Source organism: Pseudoalteromonas sp. CnMc7-15 (assembly GCF_022347925.1).
In the GTDB taxonomy this organism is placed as follows: Bacteria; Pseudomonadota; Gammaproteobacteria; order Enterobacterales; family Alteromonadaceae; genus Pseudoalteromonas; species Pseudoalteromonas ruthenica.
In genome coordinates this window covers 668199-680890 of record NZ_JAKRFT010000003.1, presented here as the reverse complement: position 1 = coordinate 680890, position 12692 = coordinate 668199, and the positions used below count along the sequence as shown (strand labels likewise).

At 45.9% G+C, this 12692-nt stretch carries 9 protein-coding genes and 1 rRNA gene; 6 read left to right on the top strand and 4 right to left on the bottom strand.

Annotation, left to right across the window (positions count from 1 at the left end):
* From rrf to MHM95_RS10395, 4 genes are all read left to right on the top strand, one after another.
* Positions 1-103, top strand: a 5S ribosomal RNA gene (rrf, locus tag MHM95_RS10410); the annotation flags it as partial.
* Positions 104-504: 401 nt separating this feature from the next.
* Positions 505-1119 carry a trimeric intracellular cation channel family protein gene (locus tag MHM95_RS10405; protein WP_138549070.1) on the top strand — a complete coding sequence of 205 codons (615 nt, stop codon included), beginning with the start codon at positions 505-507 and terminating at the stop codon, positions 1117-1119.
* Positions 1120-1155: 36 nt separating this feature from the next.
* Positions 1156-2667 (top strand): YifB family Mg chelatase-like AAA ATPase, encoded by a 1512-nt coding sequence (locus MHM95_RS10400; protein WP_239385226.1) that lies wholly within the window; start codon positions 1156-1158, stop codon positions 2665-2667.
* A 60-nt stretch (positions 2668-2727) separates the two neighbouring features.
* On the top strand, positions 2728-4404 hold the full coding sequence (locus tag MHM95_RS10395; protein WP_022946697.1) for an SEL1-like repeat protein: 1677 nt from the start codon (positions 2728-2730) through the stop codon (positions 4402-4404).
* On the opposite strand, the gene MHM95_RS10390 is transcribed toward MHM95_RS10395, so the two are convergent.
* The 3 genes from MHM95_RS10390 to MHM95_RS10380 all read right to left on the bottom strand — a co-directional run bounded on the left by MHM95_RS10390 (position 4401) and on the right by MHM95_RS10380 (position 7975).
* On the bottom strand, positions 4401-5111 hold the full coding sequence (locus tag MHM95_RS10390) for a response regulator transcription factor (protein WP_045980468.1): 711 nt from the start codon (positions 5109-5111) through the stop codon (positions 4401-4403). The genes MHM95_RS10395 and MHM95_RS10390 overlap by 4 nt on opposite strands.
* Positions 5112-5335: 224 nt before the next feature.
* Entirely contained in the window at positions 5336-6559 is a 1224-nt protein-coding gene (locus MHM95_RS10385) for an EAL domain-containing response regulator (protein WP_239385225.1), read from the bottom strand.
* A 111-nt stretch (positions 6560-6670) separates the two neighbouring features.
* Positions 6671-7975 (bottom strand): TIGR00366 family protein, encoded by a 1305-nt coding sequence (locus tag MHM95_RS10380; RefSeq protein WP_239385224.1) that lies wholly within the window; start codon positions 7973-7975, stop codon positions 6671-6673.
* Positions 7976-8178: 203 nt separating this feature from the next.
* Here MHM95_RS10380 and MHM95_RS10375 point away from each other — a divergent pair, with 203 nt between their 5' ends.
* Together MHM95_RS10375 and MHM95_RS10370 are read left to right on the top strand one after the other, a co-directional pair.
* Positions 8179-8403 (top strand): hypothetical protein, encoded by a 225-nt coding sequence (locus MHM95_RS10375; RefSeq protein ID WP_022946693.1) that lies wholly within the window; start codon positions 8179-8181, stop codon positions 8401-8403.
* Between the two features lie 363 nt (positions 8404-8766).
* The gene (locus MHM95_RS10370) at positions 8767-11703 is read left to right on the top strand and encodes a TonB-dependent receptor (protein WP_239385223.1); all 2937 of its coding nucleotides are present in this window, start codon (positions 8767-8769) and stop codon (positions 11701-11703) included.
* Between the two features lie 47 nt (positions 11704-11750).
* Here MHM95_RS10370 and MHM95_RS10365 read toward each other — a convergent pair whose 3' ends face one another.
* Complete coding sequence (locus MHM95_RS10365; RefSeq protein WP_239385222.1) at positions 11751-12665, bottom strand: AEC family transporter; 915 nt, start codon at positions 12663-12665, stop codon at positions 11751-11753.
* Positions 12666-12692: the final 27 nt, after the last annotated feature.

The following is a 12692-nucleotide window of genomic DNA, read 5'->3' as shown; positions in this document are numbered from 1 at the left end:
AGCGTTCTGGACCCACCTGACCCCATGCCGAACTCAGAAGTGAAACGGAACTGCGCCGATGATAGTGTGGGTTCGCCCATGTGAAAGTAGGTCATCACCAGGCTCCTAATTAGAGAGACCCGTTGCATTAGTGCAGCGGGTTTTTTTATGCCTGTAGGCAAGGCTTCAGCCTTGCATCACCTAGTCAGGGTAGAACCCTGACCCACAACATAACTAAACATCAGAAAAACCCCATACCCGTAGGCAAGGCTTTAGCCTTGTATCATATAGTCGGGATAAATCCCGACCCACAACACACCGAAACCCCTGTCACCACACCTGTAGGCCAGGCTTGAGCCTTGCAGCATCTAGTCAGGATAAATCCTGACCTACAACACCGCATCCCAGTCAGGGTAAACCCTGACCTACAACACAGGCTAGCCTGGCAATATGCCACTCTCCCTTCGCAGAGCGCCTCTTGGGTGCTATCTTACTGTTTACTATAGAGCAATTGAGTATTGAGAAATGGGAGAACTCTATCATTGGTTTGACTTGCTAGGAGTCGCAGTCTTCGCCATTTCCGGCACTTTGTTGGCGCACGAAAAATCAATGGATGGCTTCGGTGTTATTGTACTCGCTTCGGTCACAGCAATAGGTGGCGGTACACTGCGAGATCTCATTCTCGATATGCCAGTGTTTTGGGTGCATGACACCAGTTACTTTATAACCATATTAGTGACAGTGGCGATAACTATAGTGTGGTTAAATATCCGCCAAAGCTTTCCTCATTTCTTACTGCAATTGGCAGATGCGCTGGGGATAGCCTTCTTTGCAATTATGGGGGCACAAAAGGCATTGGGAGCAGGGGTGCCAGTGATGACGGCGGTGATCATGGGAGTCTTGACTGGCTGTTTTGGCGGTATGATCCGTGATGTGTTAGCGAGAGAAGTCCCTATGCTGCTTAAGGGGCCGCTTTATGCTATTGCCTGTGCTATTGGGGCTGGCTTGTATGCACAACTAGTTAGTATGGAAATAAACCAACAGCTTGCTATGTGGATTGGCGGGCTGACGACACTGATTGTGCGCCTTGCCGCTATAAGATGGCAATTAAGCTTACATGTTTTCCGCTATCACAACTAAACTGTTTAGAGAACTAACTAGTGTAGGAACAAGGATGTGTCACTGGCTCATGTATTTACTCGTGCTCAAGTCGGTATAGAAACACCACAGGTGACGGTTGAGGTCTATCTTGGCTCCGGGTTACCCGCATTTAATATAGTTGGGCTTCCTGAAACCTCGGTTAAAGAGGCCAAAGATCGGGTACGCAGCGCATTGGAGAACAGTCACTTTGTGTTCCCCAGTCAAAGAATAACGGTGAATTTAGCCCCCGCTGACTTACCTAAGGAGGGTGGTCGTTATGACTTGGCTATCGCTATAGGCATACTTATCGCCTCTGGGCAGCTAACGGTGTCGCAACCCTTGGCTTGTGAGTTTTTAGCTGAGCTTGGGTTAGATGGTAAGTTAAGGCCTGTACGTGGGGTGTTACCGGCAATGATGGCGGTGAGAAATGCGCAGCGTACAGCATATTTGAGTTCAGAAAATGAAAGGGAAGCTGAACTTGTCGCTGATGCGCAGTGTAAATGTGCAAATTCACTGCACCAAGTTTGGCTAGACCTCAATAATCAGCAGTCGCTACCTTTGCTCCTGCCACAGTCCGAGATGGTTAATGCCAGCCCTGAACTGCCAGTTGATTTTAGTGAGGTGAAGGGCCAAGAGTTGGCGAAACGTGTACTTGAGATAGCTGCTGCCGGCGGACACAATGTCTTGTTTACAGGCCCTCCTGGCACTGGAAAATCAATGTTAGCGCAGCGCATGGCAACGATTATGCCCCGGATGACGACGGATCAGGCATTACAGACCGCAGCCGTATATTCGGTTTCAGGACACAATATTGATTTGGCGAGCTGGCGGCAGCGACCTTTTCGGTCTCCACATCATACCTGCTCAGCAGTAGCCCTTGTTGGCGGCTCATCAAAGCCAAAGCCCGGAGAAATATCACTGGCACACAACGGTGTGTTGTTTCTTGATGAGTTGCCAGAGTTTGAGCGCAAAGTTATTGATAGTCTGCGCGAGCCCATGGAAACAGGTGTCGTCACTATCTCTAGAGCGGCGATTCAAGTTGAGTTCCCTGCGCGCTTTCAACTTATTGCAGCGTTAAACCCAAGCCCAACGGGACACCATACCGACAAAAGAGCCAATCCTGAGCAAGTGCTCCGCTATTTGTCTCGTATTTCTGGGCCATTTGTTGACCGCATAGACTTACAGATAGAGTTATCTAGAATCCCCAGCACTGAGTTATTGAAAGACAGTAAACAAGAGTCAAGTGCTACGGTCAGGAAGCGCGTTGAGCAAGCTTATGAATTCCAGCTGCAGCGCCAAGGGGTTGTTAATGCCTTATTATCCAATAAAGAGCTCAGCCAACATTGTCGGTTAGATACGAAAAGTCATGAATATTTGGCGCTAGCTAGTGAGCGCTTACAGTTATCTCCGCGCTCGCACCATCGTGTGATAAAAGTAGCTCGAACTATTGCCGATTTGAATGCAATGGCGAATATCCAAGTAGAGCATATTAAAGAAGCGCTAAGCTACCGTGCCTTTGAACGTCTACTGGCTCGGCTTGGGGAATAGCCATTGCGCGGTTATTTACCAGCTGTTAACATTGGCGCTTAGAACTGCTAGGAGTGAACAATGAAAGCGTGGATTTTAACCGTAGCGCTTGCCCCCATGTTAAGCTGGGGTAATGCCAATGAAGCGATGGACCTGTATTTAAATCAAGATTATCAACGCGCCTTTACTCTTTTTGAAAAGACGGCCGAGTTAGGCGATGGTCGCAGCCAATTTAACTTAGCTGTACAGTACCTACGTGGTCAAGGCGTTAAGGCCGACCCCGTTAAAGCGTATGCATATTTTTCTGTGGCCATGGCCAACGATTTCAAAATGGCGCAACAGGCCCGAAAGTCTGTTATTAAGCGTCTAAGCAGTGATGAATTACAACGGGCACAGCGCCTAGCTCAGCAGCTGATTGCCGAGATTGGTCGTCAAGGTAGCGCCACTGTACGCTATGAACTAAGCCGTGCACTGACATATAACCCCGCACCAAGCAAACGCATTAATCCACCCACTGAATACCCTAGCGGACTAAAGAGCGATGGGGTCCCTGGTGTCGCGAGCTATATTTTTGATATAGATAGTCAAGGTATTCCGAGGGATTATATTTTACTGCACAGCTACCCTGCACCAGAGTTCGCACAAAGTATTGCCGAAAAGCTGGATGAAACACGCTTTAGTTATTCAGGTGAAGTATTTCATAATGCGGTTATACGAGGGGTGTTTAGTGGCTCACCTGATAGCGAGGTGATGCAGCAGTTACGTACCAAGCAGCAACACTTATTACAGCAAGCCCGGCGTGGAGATGTTGATGCTCAAGCTGAGTTGGCTGAACTGCTAAGAGTACTCGATTATCAACCTGAGTTATGGCCAGTGGATAGCGACGTGCAAGTTGTGGCAAAGCAAGCGCCAATGGTTCGTTTTAATTCGATTACACAGCCTGATTTTACTCCTACAAAAACGATTGACCCCAGTTACTATAATTTCAACTACCTAGTGAACGTTGATAATCAGGGGCGTGTTCAAGAAGTGTCGGCTTTTGAGCATATTGATATCCCCAGTCAATTAGACGAGCATGCGCGGGAAGTGATGAGTCAGTGGTCACTGGGTGCAGAGCAGGGATTGTTGGGTGATAGCAACTGGTATTTAGCACGGTTTTTTTACAATAACCAAGAGCAACAGGCGAGCTATGAGAACCACAGCGTAGTAGCTTACGCTGATGTAAAACCTTTGGTTAATAAAGAAAAGGAGCAGCAATGGCGCTATTGGCAGCTCAAAGCAGCGGCAGCCGGGCATAGCGATATGCTTTATCAACTCGGTATTAACTGTAACCAACGATTGCTACTCGAAGCCGCCGAGCGCCAGCATAGTCGTGCTCAGCTCCAGCTTGGTCGCTGTTTACTTACACAAGCATCAGGGCAACGAGAGCAATTAGAGCTAGCTCGCTACTGGCTTAATGAGGCCGCTAAGCAGGGTGAGTTAATCGCGATGCGAGAGTTAGCTGGGTGGTATGTTCGCTACTCGGATAATGGCGCACAGCTCAAAAATGCTATTGCCCTTGCGGAGCAGGTCAGTGATGAGACCGACCATCCTTTAGCGTACGCCTATTTAGCGGCCGCTCACGCGAAGTTAGGTAATTTTGATGAGGCGATCGACTACCAAGAACAGGCTTTGAGTGAAGCAGAAGATCAGTCTTATGCGCAACAGCCTTTTGAGCAAACTCTAGCGGCTTATCAAAAAGGGCAGCTCATTTTTTAGCTAGAAGAGAGCATATAACCCTTGCCACGAACAGTGACAATACGTTTTTGCTCTTTTTCATCCCCTAGCTTTTTGCGTAACCTGCCGATAAGAACATCTACCGTTCTATCGGTTGGGCTCCAATCTGGCTGGCCTATTTCTTCCGATACTTTTTCCCGTGATGTGGCCTTGCCAGCATTGGCAATTAGGCAAATAAGCACCTTGTGCTCGGCTTCGGTTAGGCGCATCTCCTCACCTGTTGCGGTAACGAGAGTGCGATTATCTGGATGAAGCTTGAAATCTGCATATTCAATGTACTCGGTAGAGTCTTCTTGACTTGCCGAGCCGTTTAAGCGCTTATAAACCGCACGCATTCTTAACTCGAGCTCTAACAAATCAACAGGTTTACAAATATAGTCGTCTGCGCCTTGTGCAAGTCCGGCAATACGATCGGATTGTGAGTCTCTGCTTGAGAGCACGATAACGCCGATTTCTGTCAAAGTAGTCAGCTCTCTGGCCAACATCAGGCCATCCTGCTCTGGTAGTACAATATCGACAATAGCCAGTTGAATCGGCTGCTGGCCAGTTGCTTGTGAGGCCTGAACCATAGGCAAAGCATTACTACCCGTAGTATCTACATGGATAGTAAACTCAGTGCCCGTGAAGTGATTCTCTATGCGCTTTACCAGCAACTCATCATCTTCAACAAGTAATACATTAATCGACATTCAAATACACCTAGAATCAAACAGACAGCTGCGACTGCATTCAATATTATCAGCTTGCTCAATGGGAACAAATTTCAACCATACTTTACGATAAAGTTGAGGTTTTTGCATTATTCTCTGGCTGCATGGGGGCAGCCTAGGAAAGAAGAATATCTGAATGTTGGTTCAATAAACAGTAGTTGGCACGCTTAGATTGTTAACAACTGTTTCAAAGGTAGGTTCACTCAGTTGCTAGCTTGTGTTGTTTGTTGTTCAAGCCAGACGAGTAAATCCTCTCGAGAAAGCGGCTTGCACACCAGTGGCCCCTGAACATACATATGTGGAAAGCGTTGAGCTAAGTAGTCTAACTCCTGCGTGCTGCTTAATCCAACGGCACATAAGCGTAACTTGCGGTCAGTGGCCAAATCATCCAAGCGATAGACTATCTGTTGCGCAAAATTGTCGCGTTCAATATGAGAAATGAGAGGTTGTCCCACTTTGATTTCATCAAGTGGCAAACTCCTCAGTTGCTCCTCCTCAGTAAAACCACTGCCGAAGTCGTCTAAAGAAAGCTCAAATCCACGCATCTTCAAGCGGCTAATGGTCTCTAGAATATGCTTATCATTAAGTGGCTGATGCTCTGTCATTTCAATTAAGATGTCTGCTGGAGCAAGCTGATTAAGTGATAATATTAACGCTAACTTGTCAGGACAACTAAGGTCTGCGAGCTGGCAAGGGTGGAGATTAATTGCCAATTTTAGGTGCGAGCCATAAGCGTGCCGAAAAGAACTTAAATCTTTGGCAGCCTTCTCAATTAGCTGAAAGGTCAATAAGTTAAGTAACTCATTGTCACGAGCAACGTCAACGAAGCACTCAGCCATGGAATCACTATCTTGATAGCGAGGCAGTATGCGTGACATCACTTCTAGGCTCACCACTTTACCGTTACTAATGTGGCGCTTGGGCTGGTAAAGAGGAAGGACACGGCTGTGACTAATGGCGTCTAAAAGAGCGATTTCAGAAACGGTGCGCAAAGGGTCTCTAGAAGAAGCATGTAAACATTCAAGTTTCTGAATTAGGTGCTCAACATAATGCAAGTGCACGGGTTTTTCTATATTTCCCAACAAATGCACTTGGTGCTGCCTAGCTACGCGTGCGGCAAGGGCTATGATCTCTGGATGCATCTCGGATACAATGACAACAGCTCCTCCGTATTTGAGCTCCCCGAGTTTACGCATAAAAGCCATACCGTCCATGCCGGGCATGTTCAGATCTGTTAACACAATATCGTAAAGACTAGGTGCTTTTTCGATCGCCGTATAGGCCGACTCAGCGTCATCGAACGTAGACACTTCTTCAATACCTAGCTCATTAAACACCGCGCGCAGCACCACTAAAATGGCTGGTGAGTCGTCGACGATGGCAACACGGTATTTATGTTGCAGATTGGCTTGCGTGTAGGTTTTCATCCATTCTCCCTCTAATCCCTTATTGTAATGTAGAAGTGGTTGCTAAGCCCTGCAACTAAATGACACGAGAATTATTGGTAATTATCTAAAAACCCATCCCTTTGTATTGCTTTATGCCACTATCAGCAAAATAACACTGATGTAGCCACCAGTGATGAGTAATTGAATGATACAAAAGCCCATAATGTCTTTTGCTTTTAACCCAGCAATCGCCAGTACAGGGATAGCCCAAAAAGGTTGAATAAGGTTCGTCCAAGCGTCTCCCCAAGCGACAGCCATAGCAACCGAAGCGATAGGGACTTCTAACGCTTGTGCGGCAGGAATAACAAGAGGTGCTTGAAGCGCCCACTGGCCTCCTCCTGAGGGGACAAATATGTTGACCAATCCAGCGCTCAAGAAACTTAAAAGAGGCAGCGTTTGGCTATTCGCTAAAGACATCAGTGCGGCCGATATATTCTCAGCAAGCCCGCTCTCACTCATTATGGCCATCAGCCCTGCATAGAAAGGAAATTGGATAACAATGCCACTGCCACTGCGAACAGCCTCATACAGATGCTCAAGCAGAGAGTGTGTGCTGTGATGTAGTAAAAAAGCGCAAAATAAAAACAGCGCAATAACGACGTTAAGATTAAGCCCGCCCTGCTGTTGCACAAAGAAATGAGCTAGGTAGCTGAGACCCAGTAAGCCAACTACAACACACGGCCAACGAGCGTGGTCTATTCCTTTAGCTGGCGGCTTTACAGTTTTATCCTTGGATTGTAAACGTGTACGGTCTACATAAACGCTGTGCTGAGGCTTAGGTAATAATAAATAATTGATAGTAGGTAGTAAGATAGATAACCCTAGCAATAAAGACAGGTTCAGGGTTGAAAATAGCGTATCACTCGTGGGTAGAAGACCAATTTCACTTTCGCTGAAGTGTCCCGGTGTCGCTATAGTCAATGGCACAGAACCAGAGAGGCCACCATGCCAAACAATAAACCCTGAGTAAGCGCTGGCCACTAAGACGCGATAGTCGATACGGCAGTATTGTGCCACGGCTTTGGCAAATAATGCACCAGCGACCAAGCCAAAGCCCCAGTTAATCCAACTTGCTAACAGAGCTACAAAGGTTGTTACTATGACTGCTAAAGCAGGTGATTTTAATCGCCGCGCCACGGCATGTAAGTACCGTGATACAACGGGCGTTGTGGCCAATAGGTAGCCGCTGACTAACACCAATAACATCTGCATTGCAAAGCTCAGTAGGTTGCTTAAGCCACTTCCCCACATAGTCAATATGGCAGTTGGCGAATGAGGTGTAGATAACAAAGCACTGAACATCGCTAAGAATGTAAGCAAGATCACTATAACAAGAGGGTCGGGTAAGTACTTTTCCACTAGCGCTGCGAGTGGACGAGATAATGTTGTTAACATAGCCTGATGATGTATTTTTATTCTGAATGAACCTGTATTAACATATTTCATGGTCAGCAAAAAAGGCTAACTTTTAGCATGAACAACTAAATTATGCTTTTGTTATCCAAGTGTTTATTTTTAACCTATTGAAAATAAGGCTGTTTTTACTTGGCCTGAAACTTGATAAGTAAAAGAGAAACTAACTATATATTGAGGTAATTATGTCAGGACAAGGCTCTGGTGGTAATGTCATTGCGGCGCTATGTAACGTGTTTTTCCCTGGGTTAGGACAACTTGTTCAAGGTCGCATCTTAGCCGCGCTGCTTTTTGCGATTTTTGTTTTCGGTGGTGCGGCACTGTGGTGGTTGATTGTACCGGGTATCATCGCCGCAATTGCTTATGTGTGGGCCATTATCGACGCTGCGAAGTATCGCCGAGATTATTAGCATAGCCGCGATAATATACCCCTCAATAATGAGGGGTGTTTATTTTGTTATCAATTTAGCAACATGGTAAGGTTAAAAATTTTTATTGTTGCTTAAAAAACACCTATTCACGCGATCTACTTATAAACTCCTTTTTTTTGTAAATAAATATCGAAAATATAAGTTCTATTCTCATTAATTTAACATTCTGGGCTTTTATTGTTCTGCTTTTGGTACTTTGATATGGCTCGTAACGCCATGTGAATGTTGAGTTTTTATTCTTTGTGATTAATATTATGTTCACCTTGTTATCTCAAGGTGAACATAATATTAGGTTTGTTTTTATTATATATCTATAATGGAAACCTTACAGGGAAAGACAAAATGAAAAACTATAGCAAATTATCAACAGGTATAAAGTTGGCGCTCTGTGCGGCTAGCTTAGGTGCATACTCCGGTTTATCCCATGCGGCTGAGGAAGGTGTTGAAGAAGTAGAGCGTATTCAGGTTACCGGATCGCGGATTCGTTCAGCCGAAGCAATGTCAGCTTCACCGATTCAAGTACTTGACGGTGCCAGTATTGATAAGTCTGGTACTCTAAACCTACAAGACTTATTAATGGAAAATCCAACCTTTGGTACTCCAGCAATAAGTCGAACTAACTCTAACTTCTCTACATCCAGTGGTGGTGTTGCTACTGTCGATCTACGTAACTTGGGTACAGCGCGTACCTTAGTGCTAGTTAATGGTCGTCGCTACGTTTCAGGTGTTCCTGGCAGCTCGGCTGTCGATTTAAATACTATCCCAGCGCAATTTGTTGAACGCGTAGAAATTATGACCGGTGGTGCGTCTTCGGTATATGGTTCAGATGCTGTAGCTGGTGTTGTTAACTTTGTGCTCAAAGATGATTTTGAAGGTATAGAGTTTGAAGGTCAGTATGGGGAATCTGCAGAGGGTGACAACACTGAGAAGCAGTTTTCTGTAACAACCGGAACAACAACCTCTGATGGTGCAGGTCAAGTTATGTTCCACCTCGGCTATTCTGACCAGGGTGCAGTATATTCACGTGACCGTGATATCTCAGCTGTTGACCAAATTTCGGCTATCTATTTCAACGACCCGTATGAAAACCCAGGTTCAATTTTCGAATATGTCCGCCCTTACTACTCAAGCTTCTCACCTCAGGGTCGCTTTGATGCTGGCGATACACGTTTCACTTTTGATGAAAACAACAACTTAAAAGAAGGTTTTGACACCAACGGTGATAACGGTCCTGCCGATGGCTTTAACCGTTCTGGGCGTCGTACTATTGCGATCCCAACCGAACGTTACCTGTTCGCATCCAATGGTAGTTATGAGCTTGATGATAACCATAAGTTCTTTTACGAAGCGACCTATGCAGCGACAACATCGGTAACTGAACTCGAGCCTTTCCCGTTCGCATCAGATGATATTTACAGCAATGGTCGGGTACCTATTGAGTTTATGCGAAACGGTGAGCTTCTGCGTAACCCATATGTTCCAGATGCCATTTATAACAGCGCTACAGACACTGATGGCGATGGTATGAGGGATATTTTCTTCGCTAAGCGTCTAGCTGACATTGGTAACCGAGGCTATCAGGCTGATCGTGATACCTTCCGCTTTACTACAGGTTTTGAAGGCCAAATCAGTGATAACTGGTACTATGATGCTTATTACATCTACGGCAAAACGAAAGAAAACCAAGTTTCTAATGGCCTAGTTAACGTGCAAAACTTCCGTTATGCATTAGAAGCGGTTACAGATACCCAAGATCTGGATGGCGATGGCATTACAGATGAAGCAATCTGTCTTGATGAGACAGCACGTGGTTTCGGGTGTACACCAATTAATGTATTTGGTTTTAACTCAATCACTAGCGACGCATTCGACTATGTTAAAGCGCCAAGTATGTTGTCAACGCGAGTAGAGCAGGAAATTATTGGTGCTAACTTCACTGGTGAGCTATTTGAACTGCCTGCTGGTTATGTTGGTGTGGCGTTCGGTGCAGAGTACCGTGAAGAGTTCTCACGCAGTGAGTTCGATGCCCTGCAGCAAGCTGGCTTGAACGCAGGTAATGCTATTCCTGCTACAGAGGGTGAGTTTGACGTTACCGAATATTATGTTGAAGCGAACGTTCCTGTACTAGATAGCTTGTCACTCAAAGCAGCAGTACGCCTTTCTGACTATTCTACAGTAGGCAATACTGAAAGCTGGAACGTGGGCTTAGATTGGACTGTCGTTGATGGTGTGCGTGTTCGTGCAACGCGCGCTCGTTCAACTCGTGCTCCTAACATCGACGAGTTGTACTCACCACCTAGCCAGACTTTCCCAAGTGATCTTATCGACCCTTGTAATGGTGTCACTGCTTCTTCAAGCGGCGCAGCAGCAGATGCATGTCGTGCTGATGCTGGCGTAGCTGCGAACATCGCTGAAAACGGTGAGTTCACACTGAATCAATCTGATATTCAAGGTATCAGTGGTTTCGACCGTGGTAACACTGAGCTAACCGAGGAAGTGGGTGACTCTTTCACGGTCGGTATCGTGTTAACTCCTGAGAACATTATCTCAGGCCTAGATATCACTATCGACTATTTCGATATTGAAATCGAAGATGCAATTGTATCAACTCCTCGTCAATTCATTCTTGATCAATGTTATGGCGGTGGTGATACAAGCTTCTGTGATTTCATAACACGTCGTCCAACGAATGCTGGTAATAACAGTGCGGGCTCTATTGAATTTATCGATTCAGGCCAATCAAACAGTGGTGGTACCGCAACTGAGGGTGTCGACTTAACTGCAACTTACTCAACTGACCTAGGTCCAGGTATGTTTAAGTCGCGTCTAGCTTATACTTACCTAATTGATGGTTACGATATTCCATTACCAGGTGCTGATAAGGACAATTGGGCGGGAGAAATTGGTTACTCTGATCACAAAGCAAACTGGACGTTTGGCTATGATGTCGATGATTTCAGCTTCAACTGGTCAATGACCTATATTGGCGCAGCTGACTTTGATGATCAATTCTTAGCTGGCCTTGTAAGCGACAGTGCGCCAGATGGTTTACCTGCAGGTTATATCGGTATTGGCAGCGAGGTGTATCACGATATTCAGCTATCTTACTACATCACTGAGCAATACGAGCTATATGGTGGTGTTGATAACTTACTTGATAACGAAGCACCACGTATCTTAACGGGTATATCAGGTAATGACACTGGCACAGAAACTGATGCGGGTACTTATGACCCTATCGGTCAGCGCTTCTATGTTGGTATTAGAGCTAAGTTCTAATTATTACTGTTAAAGTGCATTATTAAGCCCCTCGCAGAGGGGCTTTTTTATGAGCTTAATACAGCCAGCCATAAAACAAAGCTCACCACACTTAATAGCGTGCTGAGCACAACCGCACTGGCTAAGGTGGCTGACTCTCGTTGCAATTGTTTGCTCACCAAATACGCATTAACCCCTAAAGGAGAGGCGCTAAGTAGCACCAAAAGCAAGGTTTGCTTTTGAGCTAAAGCAAATCCGTAGGTCGCAGTTAGGTATACAAGCGTCGGCAATACTGCGAGCTTTAACAAGGTTAACGTAAGAGCCGATTTGATGCCTGGCTTGATCTGATAATGGTGCAGGTTTGCCCCAAGCACAAATAAGGCGCCGGCGATGGCTGGCTCTGCCAATAATGTCAGTCCTTCATTGATTACCTGGGGTAGCGCTAAATTGACTGCATTCGCTAACAGCCCTAGGGCAATTGCCAGTATTACCGGGTTGATAACTAATTGCCGGATGATGTTTGGCCAAGTAACGCGCTGCTCTTTACCGGCGAAGCTGTAAGTTAGCAAAAACAATAACGCACTATGAAAGGTGATGATGACGAAAACCGTTGCGGCTACGTGCTTACCGAGTGCTTGCATCGCGATAGGTAAACCGATAAGTACAGTATTGGAATAACACGCCCCAAGCGCGCGAATGGCACTTATACTCCACTGCCCACAGCGGCACCGATAAAACCCCAGTACCAGTAGATACAGGCCGATAACGGGAAGATAGAAGCTAAGCATGACATCGAGGCTGACTGCTTTGCTGAGCTCAGCTTGGGACATATTAACAAACAAAAAAGCCGGAATGCTGATGTAAAATACAAAGCGGCTTATGCCACTAAGGTGTTCGGCTGTTAAAAACGAGCGTGCTGCACTAATGTAACCGGCTGTCGCCACGAAAATGAGTGGAAAAATTATTGCTAGGGTGTTGAACATAATCGATATAGGAAGCCGACAGGGTAG